21 protein-coding genes and 1 pseudogene are annotated in these 21,213 nt (G+C 39.3%); 16 read left to right on the top strand and 6 right to left on the bottom strand.

The window, feature by feature from the left end:
- Positions 1-35: 35 nt before the first annotated feature.
- Both P3L57_RS20240 and rocF read left to right on the top strand, forming a co-directional pair.
- Positions 36-1,439: an amino acid permease gene (locus P3L57_RS20240; protein ID WP_044160196.1), complete on the top strand. Its 1,404-nt coding sequence runs from the start codon at positions 36-38 to the stop codon at positions 1,437-1,439.
- 74 nt (positions 1,440-1,513) lie between these two features.
- Positions 1,514-2,404: an arginase gene (gene rocF / locus P3L57_RS20235; protein ID WP_059292136.1), complete on the top strand. Its 891-nt coding sequence runs from the start codon at positions 1,514-1,516 to the stop codon at positions 2,402-2,404.
- 39 nt (positions 2,405-2,443) lie between these two features.
- On the opposite strand, the gene P3L57_RS20230 is transcribed toward rocF, so the two are convergent.
- Positions 2,444-2,560, bottom strand: a complete 117-nt coding sequence (locus P3L57_RS20230) for a Phr family secreted Rap phosphatase inhibitor (RefSeq protein WP_010332587.1) — start codon at positions 2,558-2,560, stop codon at positions 2,444-2,446.
- Positions 2,561-3,658 carry a response regulator aspartate phosphatase RapG gene (rapG, locus tag P3L57_RS20225; protein WP_059292137.1) on the bottom strand — a complete coding sequence of 366 codons (1,098 nt, stop codon included), beginning with the start codon at positions 3,656-3,658 and terminating at the stop codon, positions 2,561-2,563.
- Between the two features lie 109 nt (positions 3,659-3,767).
- Here rapG and P3L57_RS20220 point away from each other — a divergent pair.
- From P3L57_RS20220 to fdhA, 6 genes and pseudogenes are all read left to right on the top strand, one after another.
- Positions 3,768-4,215, top strand: a pseudogene (locus P3L57_RS20220) (GNAT family N-acetyltransferase).
- A 155-nt stretch (positions 4,216-4,370) separates the two neighbouring features.
- Positions 4,371-5,102 carry a YiiX/YebB-like N1pC/P60 family cysteine hydrolase gene (locus tag P3L57_RS20215; protein ID WP_069486656.1) on the top strand — a complete coding sequence of 244 codons (732 nt, stop codon included), beginning with the start codon at positions 4,371-4,373 and terminating at the stop codon, positions 5,100-5,102.
- 10 nt (positions 5,103-5,112) lie between these two features.
- Positions 5,113-6,276 (top strand): hypothetical protein, encoded by a 1,164-nt coding sequence (locus P3L57_RS20210; protein WP_059292139.1) that lies wholly within the window; start codon positions 5,113-5,115, stop codon positions 6,274-6,276.
- Positions 6,277-6,294: 18 nt separating this feature from the next.
- Positions 6,295-6,543 carry a DUF2651 family protein gene (locus P3L57_RS20205; RefSeq protein ID WP_059292140.1) on the top strand — a complete coding sequence of 83 codons (249 nt, stop codon included), beginning with the start codon at positions 6,295-6,297 and terminating at the stop codon, positions 6,541-6,543.
- 196 nt (positions 6,544-6,739) lie between these two features.
- Positions 6,740-6,910 carry a hypothetical protein gene (locus P3L57_RS20200; RefSeq protein WP_003236484.1) on the top strand — a complete coding sequence of 57 codons (171 nt, stop codon included), beginning with the start codon at positions 6,740-6,742 and terminating at the stop codon, positions 6,908-6,910.
- A 62-nt stretch (positions 6,911-6,972) separates the two neighbouring features.
- Positions 6,973-8,199 (top strand): formaldehyde dehydrogenase, glutathione-independent, encoded by a 1,227-nt coding sequence (gene fdhA, locus P3L57_RS20195; protein ID WP_083244482.1) that lies wholly within the window; start codon positions 6,973-6,975, stop codon positions 8,197-8,199.
- A gap of 33 nt (positions 8,200-8,232) precedes the next feature.
- On the opposite strand, the gene P3L57_RS20190 is transcribed toward fdhA, so the two are convergent.
- Complete coding sequence (locus P3L57_RS20190) at positions 8,233-8,646, bottom strand: hypothetical protein (protein ID WP_059292142.1); 414 nt, start codon at positions 8,644-8,646, stop codon at positions 8,233-8,235.
- Positions 8,647-8,830: 184 nt separating this feature from the next.
- On the opposite strand from P3L57_RS20190, the gene P3L57_RS20185 reads away from it, so the two are divergent.
- The 5 genes from P3L57_RS20185 (at position 8,831) to P3L57_RS20165 (ending at position 14,104) form a co-directional block, all read left to right on the top strand.
- The gene (locus P3L57_RS20185; protein ID WP_003236479.1) at positions 8,831-9,001 is read left to right on the top strand and encodes a CxxH/CxxC protein; all 171 of its coding nucleotides are present in this window, start codon (positions 8,831-8,833) and stop codon (positions 8,999-9,001) included.
- Between the two features lie 80 nt (positions 9,002-9,081).
- Positions 9,082-9,561 (top strand): 23S rRNA (pseudouridine(1915)-N(3))-methyltransferase RlmH, encoded by a 480-nt coding sequence (gene rlmH, locus P3L57_RS20180; protein ID WP_059292143.1) that lies wholly within the window; start codon positions 9,082-9,084, stop codon positions 9,559-9,561.
- Between the two features lie 118 nt (positions 9,562-9,679).
- Positions 9,680-11,254 (top strand): DUF262 domain-containing protein, encoded by a 1,575-nt coding sequence (locus P3L57_RS20175; protein WP_059292144.1) that lies wholly within the window; start codon positions 9,680-9,682, stop codon positions 11,252-11,254.
- A gap of 456 nt (positions 11,255-11,710) precedes the next feature.
- The gene (locus tag P3L57_RS20170) at positions 11,711-13,219 is read left to right on the top strand and encodes an ICP22 family protein (protein WP_277617466.1); all 1,509 of its coding nucleotides are present in this window, start codon (positions 11,711-11,713) and stop codon (positions 13,217-13,219) included.
- Between the two features lie 69 nt (positions 13,220-13,288).
- The gene (locus P3L57_RS20165; RefSeq protein WP_239691003.1) at positions 13,289-14,104 is read left to right on the top strand and encodes a DNA adenine methylase; all 816 of its coding nucleotides are present in this window, start codon (positions 13,289-13,291) and stop codon (positions 14,102-14,104) included.
- 1,028 nt (positions 14,105-15,132) lie between these two features.
- Here the strand turns inward: P3L57_RS20165 and fbp are convergent.
- Positions 15,133-17,058 carry a fructose-1,6-bisphosphatase gene (fbp, locus tag P3L57_RS20160; RefSeq protein ID WP_069486658.1) on the bottom strand — a complete coding sequence of 642 codons (1,926 nt, stop codon included), beginning with the start codon at positions 17,056-17,058 and terminating at the stop codon, positions 15,133-15,135.
- A gap of 481 nt (positions 17,059-17,539) precedes the next feature.
- Here fbp and P3L57_RS20155 point away from each other — a divergent pair, with 481 nt between their 5' ends.
- Together P3L57_RS20155 and P3L57_RS20150 are read left to right on the top strand one after the other, a co-directional pair.
- Entirely contained in the window at positions 17,540-18,169 is a 630-nt protein-coding gene (locus tag P3L57_RS20155; RefSeq protein ID WP_069486659.1) for an ATP-binding cassette domain-containing protein, read from the top strand.
- Positions 18,170-18,189: 20 nt separating this feature from the next.
- Positions 18,190-18,912, top strand: coding sequence for a peptide ABC transporter permease (locus tag P3L57_RS20150; RefSeq protein WP_003226987.1), 723 nt, complete (start codon positions 18,190-18,192; stop codon positions 18,910-18,912).
- 127 nt (positions 18,913-19,039) lie between these two features.
- On the opposite strand, the gene P3L57_RS20145 is transcribed toward P3L57_RS20150, so the two are convergent.
- Together P3L57_RS20145 and P3L57_RS20140 are read right to left on the bottom strand one after the other, a co-directional pair.
- Positions 19,040-19,201, bottom strand: coding sequence for a hypothetical protein (locus P3L57_RS20145; protein WP_041906140.1), 162 nt, complete (start codon positions 19,199-19,201; stop codon positions 19,040-19,042).
- Positions 19,202-19,241: 40 nt separating this feature from the next.
- Positions 19,242-19,736 carry a Pathogenicity island protein gene (locus tag P3L57_RS20140; protein ID WP_069486999.1) on the bottom strand — a complete coding sequence of 165 codons (495 nt, stop codon included), beginning with the start codon at positions 19,734-19,736 and terminating at the stop codon, positions 19,242-19,244.
- 286 nt (positions 19,737-20,022) lie between these two features.
- Here P3L57_RS20140 and P3L57_RS20135 point away from each other — a divergent pair, with 286 nt between their 5' ends.
- Positions 20,023-21,036 (top strand): hypothetical protein, encoded by a 1,014-nt coding sequence (locus P3L57_RS20135; protein ID WP_069486660.1) that lies wholly within the window; start codon positions 20,023-20,025, stop codon positions 21,034-21,036.
- Positions 21,037-21,213: the final 177 nt, after the last annotated feature.

Here is a 21,213-nt window from a genome sequence, read left to right as displayed (position 1 = left end):
TAGATCCAATACAAGTTGCTGAAGGGGTGCAGAATGTGAATACGAACCAAGATAACGGAAATCAGCTCCAGCGGACAATGAAATCTCGCCACTTGTTTATGATTTCATTGGGCGGAGTGATCGGAACCGGTTTCTTCCTGGGAACCGGGTTTACCATTAACCAAGCGGGACCGCTCGGCGCGGTTCTGTCTTATTTAGTGGGCGGCTTTATCATGTTTTTGACCATGCTCTGCTTAGGGGAGCTTGCGGTCGCCTTTCCTGTATCGGGGTCCTTCCAGACCTATGCGACAAAATTTATCAGCCCGGCCTTCGGGTTTGCGTTCGGCTGGCTGTACTGGCTCGGCTGGGCGGTGACATGCGCCATTGAATTCTTATCAGCGGGGCAGCTGATGCAACGCTGGTTTCCGCATATAGACGTGTGGATCTGGTGTCTGGTCTTTGCGGCCCTCATGTTTACCTTAAATGCAATAACCGCGAAAGCCTTTGCAGAATCTGAATTTTGGTTTTCCGGCATTAAAATATTGATTATCCTTTTATTTATTATTCTCGGCGGAGCCGCTATGTTCGGCTTCATTGACCTAAAAGGCGGAGAGCAAGCGCCGTTTCTGACGCATTTTTATGAAGATGGGTTATTCCCGAACGGCATAAAGGCCATATTGATAACGATGATTACCGTGAACTTCGCATTCCAGGGAACTGAGCTGATCGGGGTTGCAGCCGGAGAAAGTGAAAACCCTGAAAAAACGATTCCGCGGTCCATCAAACAGACAGTATGGAGAACGCTTGTCTTCTTTGTTCTTTCTATCGTTGTCATTGCCGGCATGATTCCGTGGAAGCAGGCTGGAGTCGTAGAAAGTCCGTTTGTTGTCGTATTTGAGCAAATCGGAATCCCGTATGCAGCTGATATCATGAACTTTGTTATATTGATTGCGCTCTTATCTGTTGCGAATTCAGGTTTATACGCATCGACACGTATCCTGTACGCGATGGCGAATGAAGGACAGGCCTTCAAAGCGCTGGGCAAAACAAATAAAAGAGGTGTGCCGCTGAACGCGTTAATCGTAACGATGGCTGTGGCCTGCCTGTCACTTCTGACAAAATTTGCGCAGGCTGAAACCGTATATATGGTGCTATTATCATTGGCAGGCATGAGCGCACAGGTCGGCTGGATTACGATTTCGCTTTCCCAAATCAGGTTCAGACGCAAATATATCCGTGAAGGCGGCAAGATAGAAGATTTAAAATTTAAAACACCGCTATATCCGGTGCTTCCGCTGATCGGTCTGACGTTAAATACAGTCGTTCTCATCAGTCTCGCGTTTGATCCGGAGCAGCGTATCGCGCTGTATTGCGGCGTACCGTTTATGGTCATTTGCTACATCATTTATCATGTCGTCATTAAAAAACGCAAGCAGGCAAATCGTCAGCTAGAGCTTTAAAAACGTTGTCCGCAAGTCATCTTTGTTAGAACCCGCATAAGGACATTATCTTATATGTTGAGGTGGAATCACAGATGGATAAAACGATTTCGGTTATTGGAATGCCAATGGATTTAGGACAAGCACGACGCGGAGTGGACATGGGACCAAGTGCCATCCGGTATGCCCATTTGATTGAGAGGCTGTCAGAAATGGGTTATACGGTTGAAGATCTCGGTGACATTCCGATCAGCCGTGAAAAGATCAAAAACGATGAAGAACTGAAAAACCTAAATTCCGTACTGGCAGGAAACGAAAAGCTCGCTCAAAAGGTGAACACCGTGATTGAAGAGAAAAAATTTCCGCTTGTCTTGGGCGGCGATCACAGTATCGCGATCGGCACGCTCGCAGGTACAGCGAAGCATTACGATAAGCTCGGCGTCATCTGGTATGACGCGCACGGTGACCTGAATACACTAGAAACATCACCTTCAGGCAATATTCACGGCATGCCGCTGGCCGTCAGCCTTGGCATCGGACACGAGTCACTGGTGAACCTTGAAGGATATGCGCCTAAAATCAAACCGGAAAATATCGTCATTATCGGCGCCCGGTCACTTGATGAAGGAGAGCGCCAGTATATTAAGGAAAGCGGCATGAAGGTGTACACCATGCACGAAATCGACCGCCTCGGCATGACAAAGGTGATCGAGGAAACCCTCGATTATTTATCAGACTGCGACGGCGTCCATCTCAGCCTTGATCTGGACGGACTTGATCCAAACGACGCACCGGGTGTCGGAACCCCTGTCATCGGCGGCATCAGCTACCGCGAAAGCCACCTGGCTATGGAAATGCTGTATGACGCAGGCATCATTACCTCAGCTGAATTTGTTGAGGTTAACCCGATCCTCGATCATGAAAACAAGACCGGAAGAACAGCGGTAGAGCTAGTAGAATCCCTGCTAGGGAAGAAATTGCTGTAGACATGTGAAAACCCCCGCATCCCAGCGGGGGTTTTTTTATTATCCAATCATTTTCTCAGCGACTTTCATCTCTTGTGAGTGTGATTGATGATCTGCAATAAACCAGCCGGATAAAATCACTGCTGCAACGCCTGCGCCAATTAAAAACTTTTTCATTTACATAACCTCCGTTTGTTTAATGAGTTCCTCAATTTGTAATGCTTCATAAAAAAAGTGGGCGGCTTCTTTGTAAAGCTCATTTTCCCTATACCGTTCGCCAGCCAAAATGGAAAGTTCTCTTACACTGTCGTATTCTCTTTCCGACATCAACACATCCATATGTTCTTTGCATAAGTGAAACGTTTCCGCATGACCTCCTTCTGCGTAAATGGCATATAACATATCAATTTTTGCCTCACATATTTTATTCGGTTCAGTATTTAATTTTTCCTTCAATTTTTGGTAATAAGCTAGGGCCTGTTCTTTCTTTTCAGTCTTAAACAGCTCTCGTATCAGCAAGTAAACAGAATGATAGTAATAGGCAGATCGGGCGTACTCTTCGTTCTGTAAAGCCTCTTCTAATTTTGAGATGGCCTTGTCTGATTTGCCGCTTTGGGCATGGAGCAGTCCAAAGTTATGTAAAAGCTGGGCCTCAAAAAAATGATCCTCTAATTCTCTCGTCATGCGAATGGCTTCATCCAAATAGGTTTTCGCCTCTTCAAACTGGTTCATCTCGGTAAAATTGCCTGACATCGTAATTAATGCGGAGGCGAGTTTCTTTTTGTAATCCGTTTCTTCTCTGAACGTTTTGACCGCTTGCCTTGTATGGTTGAGAGACACAATATTTTGTCCCAGCTTATAATAGAGCTTGCCGACCTTCAGATGAAATTCGGCTTTTTCGATCGGATCGGGGATGTTGCTGAGATACTGCTCCGCTTCTTTATAGAGCCCGATGGCAATTTCGTAATTATTTTTATAAGCTTCATACATACCTTCAAACAGAAAAAAGTAATATTTCAGCATGTCTGACGTAGCATTCATATGAGGAGACTCCTCATGCTCAAAGCCCAGCCCTCTCGCTTCATGAAGCAATACTTTATGGCGCAATTCTAATAAGGAGAAGTAGGCAAGCACCTCCTGATCCTCTTCCATATCATCCAATAAAGGCTTCACTTCTTCAAAGATACGGGCGGACTCTTCAACTTCATGTTTCTTGATCGCAAGGTACCAATCGTTGAGCATGTTAGCGATTTCTGCGGGTGCAATCTTATTCATTTGAAACTCCCTTCTCTATTCATTTATCAATCTATTTGCTTATCTTGATAGTAACACCTCTTTCTATTTTATGTAAAATCCTCTAGTCAATACATAAAGGAGAGGCTATATGATCATGCAGATCGAAGAATTTCGATCCTATCTGACATACACGACAAAGCATTATGCAAGAGAAAAGGTAAAGGCAGGATCACGGCTCCCTGATGAGGCCATGCTTTTGTAACTTTTTCTGATTTGCTGCCGAATGGGCTGCAAACGCATCATCACCATTTGTGGAGTATCATCCTGAACGGAAAGGAAACGGCTGGCTGGCTCTGGATTCACGCAGAAACGGAACACCCGCAGCAGGAAGCGTTTATTTACGATTTCGGATTGTATGAATCATATCGGGGAAAAGGTTTCGCGAAGCAAGCCTTGAACGCACTGGTGAGATAGGGGGAAACATGGGCATTCGAAAGCTGTCTCTTCACGTATTTGCCCATAATGAGACGGCAAGGCGGCTGTATGAGCGGACTGGATTCCAGGAGACGGATGTGATCATGAGTAAGAAGCTCTAGGCCTGGAGAAGGCCTTTTTTTGTGAGACAACCTTCCTGTAAATGATTTCTAAAAATTCTGTAAATCACCTAGCTACCTTCCACATTTCCCTAATATAATGATGATAAAGGAAATCATCTTTCCTAACACACATGAAAAGAGGAGATGTTAAGAGTATGAAGAAAAAGGTATCAATTATTTTGGTAGCGCTTACAATGTGCGTCGGCCTGTTTGTTTCTCCCGCAAAAGCTGCAAGGACCACGAACTATGCTGAACAAATCGCAGCGCTTCAGCCAGGCACGACCCCAGAAGAAATCACAAAATCCGCCAGCCAGATTGCCAAACAGCAGGGCGTAAAGACCGATGTCATTCTCAAACAGTTCTACAATGAAATCACCGCCGATAAAGCAGAAGGAGACCAGCTCGCCAAGGAAAGCGGCATGTCCATGATGGGCGGCTCATCCGGTACGAAAAAACTTCCCACAAGCTCGAAAGGAAACATCTACTACACCAACTCCTACACAGCCTACTACAACCATGGCCACGTCGGCATGTACTCCGCCGCTGACAAAATTGTTGAATCTGTTCCAAGCGACGGCGTCAGACAAATTGCTTATAACGCCAGAGACGTGGAAGACAACTCCATCGTACAGACAGTCAATGTCACTTCATCACAGAAAACATCCGCTGCCGACTGGGCGGTATCGAAAGTCGGTGACTCATACTCGTTTAACTTCGTCAATAACAGAAATACCGGCCATGACGGCGCCAAAAACTGTTCAAAGCTCCTGTGGTCCGCATTTTTGCTCAAAGCCGGCATTGATATCGACAGCAATAAAGGGTTAGGCGTTTACCCGCGCGACATCACAAGTTCTTCCTATACGACAACCGTCATGACCATCCATTAGGGAGACGGATATGAAAAAGTGGATGATCACCATCGCCTTGCTGATGCTCGCAGGAATCCTATTATTTGTCTTCGTTTCTCCTCTAAAAAGCCATAAAGCCGTGAGTCAGCAGGATCTCCGAGACCCTGATTTTCTGGACGGTAAGGACATTCTGCTGTATGTCTCAACCTCTGCGGATCAGGATGCATTCGGCGGCGGGAAAAGCTATGCCCTGTTTATCAGCCAAGACGGTTCGCTGTCGTCATTTAAGATGAAGGGCCTTGAGCTGGGCTCAGCCAAGGTTCACGGCGACAGTGTCATGCTGGAGGACAAAAACACGATTTTCACGATCAAAAACGGACTGCGTTCCTATAAAAGAACGTATCAGCACACCGGTGACAGCGCGGGCTTTTTGCAAAATACGGACGGTTTTTACACCCTCTACAACTCCGGCTACGACAAAAAGGGAGACGGGTACCGCTCAGAGCTGTACCGCCAGATGAACGGAGAGTGGAAAAAAGACGTCATCCCCTGCTACATCCGAGCCTCGGGTTTTCACGATGGCGCCATTTACGCACTTGTCCCGACAGACGACGAGAAAGGCTACCAGCTCCTTCAGATTCAAGCCGATCAAAAGAAGCTCACATATCAAACCATCACTGAATGGCAGTATCGGGAAGGAGCCTCAATCGAGTCCCAGCTTGCTGCGGACGATCAAGCTGTATATGTGATGGTTCGGGGGCAAAAAGCCAGCAATCTCTATCAAATGGTGAAATTCAATAAGAAAAACGGCAAAGTGGAGCTTTACGACATCGCCGAATACAAAAACGACGAGCAAACAATATACAGTTCTATGCCGTTCAGCTTCAAAAAGAGCTTTTTCTCGTATCACGGGTCCCTGTATTTCATTGACGGCTTCGGAAAGGTATACAAGATCGATGCAAAGACAGGAAAAAGCCGGATTGCCTTCGCCCTTTCCCCAGAAAAAATGAAGGCCGATTTCAAAGAAATCACACAAAAAGGCAGCAGCCTCTATTTCTTCACATACACCTACAACCAGCCTGCATACATTGAACAATACAGCCTGAAAACTGGAAAGAAAGTGAAGGAAAAAGAGATCGGGAAGGTAAAGGAGATCGTGACGCCGAAGAGTCATTTGAAGCTGTATGATTTTGAGGTGATGAAGGATTTTTAAGGTGAAGGGGGTTCCGACTTGGGAGCCGTTATACTGCTCATCGTTTTTGTTTTTCCGATGATATCAGGCGTAATTGGTGCAGCGTGTTATTTTATATGGAAGAAAGTTTGGATTGGTCCGCTCATCGTGCTTATTGCGAGTTTAATATTGTTGTTTACGTTAGCCTCTGGCAACAGTTCATTCATGTTTTGGGTTGTGCTTTATACTGCAATTGCGTTAGCAACCAGTGTTGTCACATTATTTCTCAGGAAATTATTATTCAACTGACCGCTGTTTATGAAGAGACTTGTGAAGTCTCTTTTTTCTGTTGCGCAATTTGATACATATCAATGATAGAACGTTGTCCAGCCTCCATCTAAACATGGTTCAAAACGATAAATCTCGAATTGCCTTTTAAAACAAATAAAGTGTTAATTGTTGTAAAATAAATATATAAAATGGATGCAGATAAAGGAGGAATCATATGCACACCAAACGTGTCATTCTTCTGGCCGTTATCATCAGTCTGATTTCGGCGGCTACGATGTTCCTGTTAAACGGAGGTAAAGCAGATTGGCTGGACATCCTCGGAACCATTATCGGCTGTTTTCTTGGCATATTTGTTGTTGTAAGAATACAGAAAAAGCAGGCGTGAAAAAGGGAAAGGGTCATGCCGAACCGAAGTCATGTTCAAGGACGCAAAGTCCAAACACATGAATGGGAGGAATGGCGTTGACAGGAAACAAAGCGGTTGTGTACAAAGGCAAAGGAAACGTGGCGGTGGAGGATATCGGCTATCCGGAGTTAATCTTGAGGGACGGGCCCGGCGTTCCGAAGGCGAATGTAAACCGGAAATGTGAGCACGGGGTTATTTTGAAGGTAATTACCACAAACATCTGCGGAAGCGATCAGCACATGGTCAGAGGCCGCACGACGGCGCCTGAAGGCTTGGTGCTCGGACATGAAATCACCGGAGAAGTCATTGAAACGGGACGGGATGTTGAATTTATCAAAAAAGGCGATATTGTTTCCGTTCCTTTCAACATTGCCTGCGGACGCTGTGTGATGTGCAGAACGCAGAAAACGCATGTGTGCCTGAATGTCAATCCGGACCGGCCGGGATCGGCTTACGGTTACGTCGATATGGGCGGTTGGGTCGGCGGCCAGTCGGAATATGTCATGGTGCCGTACGCTGATTTTCAGCTGTTGGTATTCCCTGATAAAGAACAGGCGTTAGAAAAGATTCTCGATTTGACGATGCTGTCCGACATTTTCCCGACCGGATTTCACGGTGCTTACACAGCTGGTGTGCAAACAGGTTCTACCGTTTATATCGCAGGAGCGGGACCTGTCGGCTTAGCCGCCGCACACTCCGCCCAGCTCCTTGGCGCTTCCACTGTGATTGTAGGCGATTTGAATGAAGACAGACTGGCACAGGCGAGAAGTTTCGGCTGTGAAACGGTCAACGTGCAAAAACACGACCGCCTCGGCGAGCAAATTGAACAAATACTAGGTGAACCGACCGTGGATGCCGCAGTGGACTGTGTCGGCTTTGAAGCATCCGGACACGGCAATCAAGGAGAAGCGCCTGCTGCCGTACTGAACTCGATCATGGATATCACCCAGGTCGGCGGAAGCCTTGGCATTCCGGGCTTATACGTGACCGAAGATCCCGGTGCAAAGGATGCGGACGCCAAAACAGGCTCGTTAAAAATCCGCTTTGGACTCGGCTGGGCCAAAGCCCACACCTTCGTCACCGGACAAACGCCCGCCATGACATACAACCGCAATTTGATGAAAGCGATTCTAAGCGGCAGAGCGCAAATCGCAAAAGCCGTCAACGCCACTGTCATTTCTCTGGACGACGCGCCAAACGGCTACAGCGACTTCGACAAAGGCGCAGCCAAAAAATTCGTCATCGACCCGCATGGAACATTGAAGTAAAAGAAAAAGCCGGACGTTCTCAGAACGCCGGCTTTATTGCTGATAATCTGTTTCTTCAAATCGATTTCCCTTTTCATCCTGTACGATGAATTCCCCGTCGATTTTGTCCAGCCCAATTAAAATATAAGGGTTTTTCTCATTTGCCTCGGGAGCAGGTTTTCGCTTCACAGTTACAACCGTTTCTTTAGATGAGAATTTGACGTCTGACACCTCAAGCTGTTTTTCGTTCTCGCTGCTTCCGAGAGACACGACGGCCATTTTTTTGCCTTCTGATATGGTGAAGACTTGATATCCTTTTACATCATCATGCATTTGAAGATGCTTCGCGTATATTTCTAAGTCTGGACTGCCTTCACCGATTCGATCCTTCTCCAACACCCAATAAGACGACTGACACCCAGCAAGCAGCAACATGATCACAAAAAGCAAAACCCACTTGAAGCGCACATGCAGACCTCCCCAAACATCGGTTACATCCAAACTAACATACGAGCGAAATAGAGTCATCAACAGCTTGTTTGTCGAATTGTGGATAAAACTCAGCCCGAAGCACTACTAACATGTGAATAAATAGGTTATATTGGGAAGAGAATATTTGCAAAAACGTAAGAAACCATCGGAGGATTTGAACATGAAACAAACGTATTATTCCTGTGAAGAACACATCGAAACCGTGCTGGATATGTACATAGACGACCACGAGCTGCCGCCCGAAATCAGAAAAATCGAACATACTAACAGTTTATCCACAGCCTGTGAATTATGTGGAGACCCCGCAGTATATATAGTGGGGAACGAATGATCTTACACAAAATACAGAAAAGATATCCACAATTGTGGACAACATATATGAATAACTTGTTTCTAAAGTGGGGATGACCTGTGAATATCAATATTGTGACAATCGGAAAACTAAAAGAAAAATACCTCAAGCAAGGCATTGAAGAATACACGAAACGACTTTCGGCCTACGCAAAAATCGACATCATCGAACTCCCGGACGAAAAAGCGCCGGAAAACCTAAGCGACCAGGACATGAAAATCATAAAAGACAAAGAAGGCGACCGCATCCTATCAAAAATCAGCCCCGACGCCCACGTCATCGCTCTCGCCATCGAAGGAAAAATGAAAACATCCGAAGAACTAGCCGATGCAATAGATAAGCTGGCTACATATGGAAAAAGCAAAGTCACCTTCGTCATCGGCGGATCACTCGGATTGAGTGACGCGGTAATGAAGCGAGCGGATGAGAAGCTGTCGTTCTCGAAAATGACGTTTCCTCATCAATTGATGCGTCTCATACTAGTTGAGCAGATTTATCGGGCTTTTCGGATTAATCGTGGGGAGCCTTATCATAAGTGAATGAGTTTTCTTCTAGATGATGATTGCTGATTTCACAAAATATGTTTCTTTAAAATGGTAGTAACAGTAAGGATTTTATAAAAAATTAATTATTCTAATGTATTAAGGAGAGGTTTATGTGTCTAATGGTGAATTACTTACAGGATCTATAAAGATTGATAGATTAAGAAATAAAATTTTAGAGGGAGAAATTAAGATTCCTCCTTTTCAAAGAGCATTTGTATGGAAAAAAGAACAAGTTACAGATTTAATGGACTCTATATATAATGATTATCCAATCGGTAGTGTTTTGCTCTGGGAGGTAAATGAGAAACTTCCGGCTTTGAGAAATTTAGCTAATTATAAATTACCAGATAAAACAGAGGAATTCCCCTTATCCTATATTTTAGACGGACAACAAAGAATTACATCAATTTTCGGAGTATTTAATGATCATATTAAAACTGAAAATGAAGCAGATATATCAAACTTTGATATTTATTTTGATTTAAATATAGAGAAGTTTGTACATTTTGAAGATTTATTTGAATCTCACTTTAATTTAAAATTGAGTACATTATTTAATGTTTCAGATTTTTTTGCATCTGTAAATCTGTATCCTGACAATATAAAAGAAAAAGCAGTAAAACTCCAATCAATTTTCCAAAATTATGAGATTCCTACAGTTACAATCAAAAAGAGAAACAAAGGTGTAGTAGGAACCATCTTTGAAAGAATTAACAACACAGGTACCGCGTTATCTGCATTAGAACTTATGGTAGCCTGGACTTGGTCTGAAAAATATGATTTAAAGAGCATATTTAAATCTGTTTATGATATTTTAGAATCTAGAGACTTTGGGGATATAAAAGAAAAACTAGTTTTACAATGTTTTGGGGCAATAATTAGTAAAACTACCGTTACTAAAGAAATTTTGGATCTTCAACCCGAGGATATAAGAAAAAAATCTGATTTATTAATCAGAAGCTTAGAAAAGTCTCTAGATTATATTCAACAAGAATTTAATTTAATTTCTGGAGATTTTATGCCTAAACCACAAATCTTAGTTCCTTTAACATTTTTATTCTCAAAAATCCATAGACCTACAGCTCAGCAAAGTCAAATTATTAAAAAGTGGTTTTGGAGAGTTGCATTTTCTGATCGCTATTCATCGAGTACAGATTTAAAAATGAATGATGATATAGAATTTTTTGAAGAAATTTTAAATAATAAATTCGATAAAATAAACAAATACACTGTTTCCATTAATAATTCGTTCTTTAAATCGCAAAAATTATCAAAGTCTAATCCGTTTGTAAAAGCAATTTTATTGATTTTAAGTAAACAGAAACCACTGGACTTAACTAATGGTGACGCGGTTGATACAGGGGCAGCATTATCAGTCTATAACAGAAAAGAATATCACCATATATTCCCGAAAGCCTTTCTAAAGAATAACTTAAAGCTAGATAACGATAAAATAAATTCAATTGGTAATTTTTGCTTTTTGCCTGCGAGTTCAAATAAAATCATATCTGATAGAAGCCCTGATGATTATTTTAGGAATATTATCCCGCAAGAAAAATTTAATGATATATTGAACAGTAATTTAATTCCCAATGATAAAGTAATATATGAAAGTAATGATTATGAAAAGTTTTTAGAAGAAAGAAGTAAATTATTTATGGAAAAGATTAACGAGTATATTCTGTGAAATTTTATATAGAGAACTAAAAACGGTATTTAATATAGAATTTAGATAACTTTTAATCGACAAATTTTGAATAGTTAATTGGAATGCTTCTTTATTAGAACTGAACTTTATACATTAGGAAAAATGAGATTAAATTTTTAAGTGAGAATAGTAAAGTGAATCTGCTGAAATAATTAAGAGTCAACACTAAGATATTTTTATATACAGTTCATTTATAAAACTTCACAATCATTTCTCACTGGAAATCATCAAAGAATATAAGGCGAAGTTGGGCAGGCAGTAACACAATAAGTAATGAGTATAGAGGAATTGATAATAAATAAAAAGTAAGAAAAGAGGGACATTTATACGAATTTTCTTCTGTAATGGATGTGTTGGAAATATAGGGAGTTTATTCATTTTGGAATAATATAATTAAATTATATTTAAAAATCTAACTAAGGAGAATTTTATTATATGAAAACCATTAATATAGATATAAAAAATTTAATTGTAAATCCAGATAACCCTAGAGATGAACCTCAAGATAAAGAAGAAGATGCAATTAGAATACTATTTAAGAGTGAAAACAAACTTATTAAATTGATGAAATCAATAGCGACAAATGGATATGACATAACTGAGAAGATTTGTATTATAGAGGGTGAAGAACCTAAAAAGTTTTTGGTTATGGATGGGAACCGACGTGTTACTTGTATAAAGTTATTAAATAATCCGAATTTTCTACCTGAAAACATTTCTAAAAGAGAACATTTGTTAAAGAAAATCAAGAAAATTTCGATTGATAATAACTATATACCTATTACGAAAGTAGAAGCAGTACTTTTTGATATGCCTGCTGAAGAACAAGAAATGAAAAGAATTATTAGAAATAAGCATACAGGCGAGAATGGTGGGGAAGGACGTCTAAGATGGGATTATACAGCCCAAGTTAGATTTGATAAAGATGAGTTTAAACAATTTTTTGCGGAAATTTTAGATAAGATATTAAAAGTTAATAAATCCTATACAACTATGGAACGTATAGTTGGTGATCCAGATATGAGAACTAAATTGGGTATTATAATTGATCGGAGAAAACCAAGTATTAATTTTATTAATCAAGATAGTATCAAAAAAATGTATTGTATTTTACATTTAATTAAAACAAAAAAAATTACAGTCGCAGATGTGTACCATAAACAGGATCGCTCAATATTTTATAAACACTATTTTCAAGATAGCCAAGAATGGTACAATATAAAAATAGATAATCTAGATGAATTCAGGGAATTAATAATGGATGATGTACCATCTAAAACCAAAGAACCTGATAACGCAGAAGAACCTGATAACACAGAAGAACCTGATAACGCAGAAGAACCTGATAACACAGAAGAACCTGATGACACAGAAGAACCTGATAACACAGAAGAACCTGATAACACAGAAGAACCTGATGACACAGAAGAACCTGATGACACAGAAGAAGTCGAAAAGGAAGATGTACAACCAGATCCTGAGGCGGTTAGTAAGCAACCTAAACCTAAGAACCGAACTTTCCTCTTTGAAGGAATTGTTTATAAGGGTAACCATGCTGGAATAAAACGTACTTTATATGAATTACATAGATTACGAATCACAAACTTTAGTCTGAGTGCAACATATCTAACAAGAACATTCATAGAGTGTACTTTACAAGAGTTTTTAATTAAAAATGATTTGTTTGGTAATTGGAAGAAACCAGATAGGGATCCATCTATTTCCGACCTGCTAAAGTACTGTGAACAAAATAAAACCTTTTTAAGGATTAATAATAATTTTCAAAGGACAATCCGAACCGCATTTTCAAAGAAAGATCATGATGAGTTAAATTCTATTTCACACGGTAAATATAATCTTCCATCAGTTGAAATCTTAAGAGAAATTGAAAGAAGGTGGTTTATTCTTATAGAATACATGATTAACGACCTAAACGAGATTTAATACATTTTTTGAGGTGAAGTTATGCCGAGAACACTCTCCCCTCTTCGTTATCCTGGGGGGAAAACTAAGATGGCTCAATTTGTTCTTAACCTAATTAATATAAATGATATATGTGAACCAATTTATGTCGAACCTTTTGCAGGTGGAGCAGGGATTGCAATTGATTTGCTCCTTAAGAAACAAGTCACTAAAGTAATAATAAATGATTTTGATAGATCAATATATGCTATTTGGTATTCTATATTAAACTATACTCATGATTTTATTGAATTAATCATGAATACACCCATTAACATTAAGGAATGGAGAAAACAAAAAGAGATCTATACTAATCGGCATATGTATGATTTACTTGAGGTTGGATTTGCTACGTTCTTTCTAAATCGAACCAACAATTCAGGAATAATAACTGGTGGTCCTATAGGGAAAATGGATCAAACGGGCAAATATAAAATAGATTGCCGGTTTAACAAAACTGATCTTATAAAAAAAGTTTCAAATATTGCAAAGCAAAAAGATCAAATTGAACTATATAATTTAGACGCGAAAGAATTAATAAATGAAGTTTTGACAAGTTTAGAAATAAAAAAAACTTTTATATTTTTTGATCCACCATATTATAGGCAAGGGAAAAACCTGTATACTAATTTTTTTACTCATGATGACCATAAAAATTTAGCTGATATTATAACTAGTTTAGAGGATTATCATTGGATAACGACCTATGACTATGAAAAGTCTATTAGTGAAATGTACGAGAAGAACTCAATAAAAAAAGTATATAAACTACAATACTCGGCTAGAAAAGTCCGTAAGGAAAAAGAATATTTGTTTCACAATGCCAAAACAAAAGTAAGATCTTATGGTAATGTTTTATTTGAGTAGTGTCTTTTCGTGATTACTAAAAATATTAAAAGGTTATTGTTGTCTTATCGAAGACCAAGAAATTTTTCTTGGTCTTTTAGAATGTAATTTACTTCTAGCTCCCTAAACATAATTTTAATCCATCTCTTAAAACAATTAATTCAGATCACGGTATCCCTTAATGCGTTACTAAGTCAACATCTTACTATCCCTAGTAAACAGTGTATTCGAATAATTATCCATATTCTATACTACCTCACAATGATAAACTATTAGACTGCCCATCAAACTGCGAATTCTCAACAATTTAAGGGGTCTTCGAATAACAAAACGGCTCCCTATTCGTAAAAGTACTTAGGCAATCTAATCCCGGCTCTAAATACTGCCCTTCCTACTCATTAAGCTGCCCAAATGCAGAAACAAACTTGAAAAACAAAATCTTCATTCCTAACTCTATCGGATAAAAATGGTATATATCTGTTAAGAAACGATTGCGTTATTCAAATACGTTTTGATGGATTTGTTGTAATAGTGTTCTTCAAAGCATAGGATTTGACCATTTGTATAGCAGGCCGTTTTGATAAAATAGTGTTCAGGATTCGGTTTTGCGAATTCCGGTTGGTCATCAAAAACGATTCTTTCCTCTCTCACTATCTTTTAACGCTTTATGACCAATATAAAGCTCAGCCCATTTGTTCAGCACTGATTTACTAAAAATTTGTTATTTCGTAATTTCTCTTTGAGAGTAGCGTCAGATAAGAAGACATTCATGGCAGCGCATTTTAAGTAGCGCATGAAACTTATGATGTTTAGAACGCACCAGGATCACAACGCCGACTATGTCGTACAGTGTTTTCCATTATGAGTTTTTTGGTACAGGTTCCATAATCTTTTTAAATTCTTTTCATTGACGCATTTTCCTGATCAAATTCTAAAAGTATGCTTAGTTGTTCTAAACATGAAAAAACTCCCCACAAGGCAAACAGATTTTTTTATTCCATCTGTCTACCTTTAGGAGAGCATATTCTAATCTCTGAGTTGCACATCCCTCACTTCATATACCGATACTCCCGCAAACTCTCCAAAATCGCCACTTCCTGCAGCAGTTCCTCACCCACATTCGTTTCCTTCACTTTCTTCCGCTCAAGCTCTTTGTCCACTAATCGTTTCACTGTTAAGACATCGGTTCCGGTGCTTAGGACTTCTGCCTTGGAGTTGAAGTGTTTATGGGCGACGAGCTGCATGCCGTAGGAGTTGTATAGCAGCGTGTAGCCGGCGATGCCTGTTGTGGATTGGTAAGCCTTGGAGAAGCCGCCGTCGATGACGATCATTTTTCCGTTTGCTTTGATTGGGTCTTCTCCTTCGATTTCTTTTACTGGTGTATGGCCGTTGATGATATGGCCATGATCTGGATTGAGGCCGAATTCTACCAGGATGTTTCGGCAGGTTGCCTCGTCTTCGCGTAAATAGTAATACGGGTTTTTCTTTTCTTTATGTGTTTCCTTTTCTTTAATGAAATATCGCTCAAATGTCGTCATGGCGCGTTTTCCGAAGAGGGAGGAGTATTCGCCTGTCCATAAATACCAGGCCATATCTGTCGCCAGATCATCGGTTTCTTCCGGATGGGCAAACGCTTCCCGCAAGAACCGTTCAAATACATCGAGCAGCTCACGGCCCGCATACGGTTTATCCTCAATCATCATCGTTTCCATATTGCCGTTTTCATCGACAGGAATACAGCCGTGAATTAACAGGTTGCCGTTATATTTTAAATAAAGGCTGCCTTTTTTCATCATAAAATTCATATGGCGGCCCAGTTTTTCGGAATGCTGGACAGAGAATAGAAGTTTGTCCATGACTTCGGCTTCTTCCTCTAATAGCTCATCTGGCTGTTCCGGATTCACCGTCGCAAAGCAGGTGTTTTCCAATTGATATGTTTTTCCGTTCAGCGTGATTTCGTTTTTGTCATAATCTATTTTCTCTAATAACAGCCGCTCTTCCATATTAAAGTTCGGCCGTCTCTTGATAATCGGGCTCTCAAGCTTGAATTGGATCATGGCAATCGCTTGATGGATTTTTGTGATTTGCTTAATCTCATCCTCTGGCCTGTTGTCATCTGCTTTCGGACGGAACGCTGGATTATCATCGTAATATTTTTCGGCCAGATTCAGCAGCGGTCTCAGGTTGATGCCGTACACGTCTTCAATAATATCCAGGTTGTCGTAGCGGGCGCAGATACGGATAATATTGGCCAGGCATACTTTAGAGCCAGAGTAGGCACCGATCCAAAGGACATCGTGATTTCCCCACTGAATATCGACAGAATGATAGTTGATCAGTTCTTCCATAATCCGATCCGGCTGCGGTCCGCGATCGTAAATATCGCCGACAACGTGCAGATGGTCGACCACCAATCGCTGAACGCTGTAAGCAAGACCGATGATCAGCTTATCGGCTTGGCCAAGCTCAATGATCTGATCAATGATTTCGGAGTAATATTGCTCCTTGTTGCCTGCTTGTTCTGTTTTGTATAGCAGCTCCTCCGTAATATAAGCAAAATGGGCAGGCAGTGCTTTGCGCAATTTGGAGCGGGTATACTTGGAGGAGCAATAAGAAACAAGCTTAATCATTCGATTTATCGTTTCTTTATACCACTCGTTTAACGATTCTTTCGCATCAAAGTCATGTTTGATTAACTTCAGTTTGTCTTCCGGGTAATAGACCAATGCTGCTAATTCATCGATTTCTCTATCGTAAATGACACCGCTGAAGATGTCGCGGATCTTCTCTTTGACTCTTCCTGAACCATTACGCAGCACATGCTGGAATGCTTGATACTCTCCGTGCAAATCACTGACAAAATGCTCGGTGCCTTTTGGCAGGTTCAGTATCGCTTTCAAATTAATGATTTCCGTTACCACTTTTTCTTCACAATCATATTTTTGTGCGAGTAGATCTAAGTACTTGCTTTCCAAAATCGTCCATCCCCTTTTTAGAATAAACCCCTATTTATGAGCATTTGCTTGATAAAGTGAATTTAAAAGTATGACATTATTTTTCATCATTGGACCTTTATATGATAGTACCGCATAACTGCTTTTATAGACAATTGAAACGAGTGAAAGATTAAGGCAGCTAGAGCTGAAAAAACTTTCAGCAGAACCTACGGAGAAGGTTATTTAGTCAAGGGCTTAGGCTAAAAGGTTCAGTATCCTCCTTATTGTTGTTATCAATATGCATTGATATGGTATTGACGATCCATTTATTTAGCTTGTTTGTCAGTTATCTTGTAAGGAATTGCCTTGAGGAAACTGCCGTTGTTGTACATTGAGTGTTATATATTGTAAACTAGAGTAAAAGATATCCAGATTGATCATCAAAAAACATTTCTTACAGTTCCAAACCGGAAACGAAAGAGGTACCGCAAAAATACAAATATTTCCTAGGAGTATGTATATGAATATAGCGAATTACACTTTAAAAGTGAAAGGCAAAACGTTACTTCAGGACACCGACTTGCATTTTTCGAGCGGGAAAATTAATCACGTTGTCGGAAAAAATGGAGTCGGTAAATCACAGCTTGCTAAAGACTTTTTGTTGAATAATAGCAAAAGAATCGGCAGAGATATTCGTCAAAATGTTTCTTTAATATCCAGCTCTTCGAATATACCTAATGATGTTTCTAAGGACTTTTTATTACACTTTTTGAGTAAAAAATTTGATGCAGAAATGATAGATAAAATCGCACATTTACTTAATCTGGATAATATTGATGGAAAAGTTCTGATCAAAAATTTGAGTGATGGACAAAAGCAAAAATTAAAATTGCTCAGTTTCTTATTAGAGGATAAAAATATTATTGTTTTGGATGAAATAACGAATTCATTAGACAAAAAAACGGTTATAGAGATTCATGGCTTCTTAAACAAGTATATTCAGGAGAACCCCGAGAAGATTATCATCAACATTACACATGATTTGTCTGATTTAAAGGTGATAGAAGGGGATTATTATATATTTAATCACCAAGAAATTCAACAATATCATTCAGTGGATAAATTAATTGAAGTGTATATAAACGAGTAATAAAACAGTGGGGGCTTGAGATGAAATTAGAGTTTAAAAAGAGTATTAGCAACAAAGTTATCATTATTTTAGGAGCAATGTTTGTATTTTTATTTTTGCTGGGTTATTTTTTACTTGTTGGAATTGATAAAGTCAGCAATGTTACACCTGAAATGTTTTTCTTTAGCTCCTATACTGTTGCGACCCAGTTTGGTTTGATGTTATTTTCATTTGTTATAGCTTTCTTTATTAATAGAGAGTATTCAAACAAAAATATTCTCTTTTACAAGTTAATTGGAGAGAACATCTATACTTTCTTTTATAAAAAGATAGCTGTTTTATTTTTAGAATGTTTTGCATTTATAGCGCTAGGCCTGCTAATCATATCGTTGATGTACCATGATTTTTCGCATTTTGCATTATTACTTTTTTTATTTTCTGCAGTTATACTGCAGTATATTCTAATTATCGGAACTATAAGCATGTTATGTCCTAATATATTAATTAGTATAGGTGTCAGTATCGTTTATTGGATGACTTCTGTTATCTTAGTAGCTATAAGCAATAAAACGTTTGGTTTCATTGCTCCTTTTGAGGCAGGTAACACTATGTATCCCCGAATAGAAAGAGTGCTGCAATCTGATAACATGACACTTGGGAGTAATGATGTTTTATTTATTATTTTGTATTTAGTTTCAATTATTATCATAAATGCGATTATCCTTCGCTTTTCTAAAACTAGATGGATCAAAATGGGCATTTAATAAAGGAAGCTACTTCACAATGAAGTAGCTTTTTATGTGCACCTATATATCATTAACATCAAGATTAATGCATGTGACTGGCTGAGTTTGTTAAGGCAAGGATGTTGTTCTGTTTGCATCGCCCAAATTATTGTTGTTTTTCTTTCACCATCTTGATAAAGAGGAAAAAGATAATAAATACGATAAAGTAGTTCATTGGATTCTTAACGATGCTCATCTCTAGTGAAATTTGTAAGAGTATCCAGAGCACGAAGATGGCTAGAATTGCAGGGATGATGATTTTGTACATGTGGACCACCTTCCATAATTAATGAAAGAAGAGTTCTATATTAGAAGCAAGATGCAGCAGCCCCTGTCATCGCACCGCCAACGGCACCAGCACCTACAGTTCCAATGCCGGGTATCGTGAATGTTCCTACAGCAGCGCCAGCAAGGCCCAGAGTACCGCCGCCAACCGATTGGGTGCTGACTGTACCGCTGGTTTGTCCAGGTTCTTGGCTTACGAATTTGACCAAAACGCCATGATCGATTTTGTCGTATTGTAGCGTAACAGGATCACCATTTTTGTCAGTTGAGCTTTTAGGGAGAACTTGTTCTTCGCCCGTTACGTGATCTTTTAGTGTAGCATTTCCATCAGCGTCAATATGAACATCTGCATGATCGAACGTCATCTTCAACACACTATCGTTGAGGTTTTCAACTTTGTATGTAGCTTGGGGTTCTGCGGCATCTGCAACATTAGGCAAAACCGGGAGGACTAGGGCGCCTACTAGAAATACCAAGGCTGCCAGTTTTACTGTGGTTAGCTTCATTATCCTTTGCATCATTTATCCTCCTCCTTTGGTTGCCATACTAACAGAGATATTTTGCCTGTTAAACCCTTATATATAAAAAATACTGAATTTCATTACATTGAATCACCAAGATATTTATTTTTCCTCCAAAAGTCTCAGACATTGGTAGGTCTTTTTGTTTTCAATATTTAATGGTTAAACAAACAATTTCTTAGTTTATAAGGTAAGAAATCGAATTTACATAAATGGGTAATGCATTGACGATAAAATCTCTTCAATATATAATTTGGAAATAAAATATAGGAGGATAGTATGGATGTTTAGAAAACCAAGAGTCTTAATAACGGCGGTTGTCTTAGCTATAAGCAGTTTGGCTGCAACAACTGTATATGCTCAATCCGGTTACTTTAACACGTATACAACTTATACACCTTTATCAAAATCAGGGTATTTTACTGCGATGCAGGGAATGTGTGTGGATCGCAACAATAATGCTATTTATGCAGCAAAACTGAACAGTGCAACTCAAAAAACTCAATTATTCTCTATTAAAATGAGCAGTACATCGAGTAATAGAACTGTTACACTAATTAAAAATTCAGACACAAATAGTGCAAATTATGATTTAGGTCACGCTAATGATTTAGCTGTAAAAGCATCTGCAGGTGATAAAAATGTAAGCATTTATGTTGCTCCAATGTCAGATGGAACTAAATATGTCAATAAAATAATAAAACTCAGTGTAGATACAACAAAGAAAACATACAAAGTTGCTAAAACTTATGTTCTGAATTATAAGGGTTCTAATTTATCTATAAGTGGAATTACATACTCAGTAGGAGCAGATAAATTTATCGTTAGATCAGGAAAAAGATTTTTTGTTGGTACGTTTAATGATAAAACTGGACGATTTGATTATGAGGCTACTTTTAAACTCAATTATACGAAAGCTATAGTTAATAATAAGATAGAAGATGTTTCTAAATACATCCAGCAAGGGATTTCCTTCTATCAAGGAACCTTATATGTGCCGCTTTCAAAACCAGATGCAAATGGAAATGGCTCTAATGTTAGCATTATATTAACTTATCCTTTGGATATAAATGGTTTAATTAAAGAACAAAAAGCAACTCCAACAGCTGACTTTTCGAAAGAATTGTTCACCCGTAACAACTTATCTTTCCGGATTACCAGCAGTGCCTATACACTTTTCGAGATAGAATCTGTTGATTTTGATGATGGCACGTTATACTTTAATACGAACCGCGGAAACAAAGGGACACAAGAAGATATGATCGCTACATTTAATAATTATAATTATTATAAGTAAATGACGTATTCTATATTAGGTGCAAGGGAGACACTCTCTTGCACCTTTTTTAGGTAGGCAGATGTCTAGGGGATTCAGCTCTATACATTCAGAAGTTGCTAGGGATTCTTAAACAGAAGAGGAAAAGAGTATTATAAGAATAATGTTATAAAGCCAGAGCGGCTTTAATGATTGTAT

Source organism: Bacillus sp. B28, assembly GCF_029536185.1.
GTDB lineage: Bacteria > Bacillota > Bacilli > Bacillales > Bacillaceae > Bacillus > Bacillus halotolerans.
This window is presented reverse-complemented; position numbering and strand designations above follow the sequence as displayed.

Coding starts and splice junctions, on each gene's coding strand:
- P3L57_RS20150 (WP_003226987.1), top strand. CDS start 18,190: ATGAAATTAGAGTTTAAAAAGAGTATTAGCAACAAAGTTATCATTATT.
- P3L57_RS20140 (WP_069486999.1), bottom strand. CDS start 19,736: ATGCAAAGGATAATGAAGCTAACCACAGTAAAACTGGCAGCCTTGGTA.
- rocF (WP_059292136.1), top strand. CDS start 1,514: ATGGATAAAACGATTTCGGTTATTGGAATGCCAATGGATTTAGGACAA.
- P3L57_RS20185 (WP_003236479.1), top strand. CDS start 8,831: ATGAAACAAACGTATTATTCCTGTGAAGAACACATCGAAACCGTGCTG.
- fdhA (WP_083244482.1), top strand. CDS start 6,973: ATGGGAGGAATGGCGTTGACAGGAAACAAAGCGGTTGTGTACAAAGGC.
- P3L57_RS20210 (WP_059292139.1), top strand. CDS start 5,113: ATGAAAAAGTGGATGATCACCATCGCCTTGCTGATGCTCGCAGGAATC.
- P3L57_RS20215 (WP_069486656.1), top strand. CDS start 4,371: ATGAAGAAAAAGGTATCAATTATTTTGGTAGCGCTTACAATGTGCGTC.
- P3L57_RS20145 (WP_041906140.1), bottom strand. CDS start 19,201: ATGTACAAAATCATCATCCCTGCAATTCTAGCCATCTTCGTGCTCTGG.
- P3L57_RS20230 (WP_010332587.1), bottom strand. CDS start 2,560: ATGAAAAAGTTTTTAATTGGCGCAGGCGTTGCAGCAGTGATTTTATCC.
- P3L57_RS20170 (WP_277617466.1), top strand. CDS start 11,711: ATGAAAACCATTAATATAGATATAAAAAATTTAATTGTAAATCCAGAT.
- P3L57_RS20200 (WP_003236484.1), top strand. CDS start 6,740: ATGCACACCAAACGTGTCATTCTTCTGGCCGTTATCATCAGTCTGATT.
- rapG (WP_059292137.1), bottom strand. CDS start 3,658: ATGAATAAGATTGCACCCGCAGAAATCGCTAACATGCTCAACGATTGG.
- P3L57_RS20155 (WP_069486659.1), top strand. CDS start 17,540: ATGAATATAGCGAATTACACTTTAAAAGTGAAAGGCAAAACGTTACTT.
- P3L57_RS20135 (WP_069486660.1), top strand. CDS start 20,023: ATGTTTAGAAAACCAAGAGTCTTAATAACGGCGGTTGTCTTAGCTATA.
- P3L57_RS20165 (WP_239691003.1), top strand. CDS start 13,289: ATGGCTCAATTTGTTCTTAACCTAATTAATATAAATGATATATGTGAA.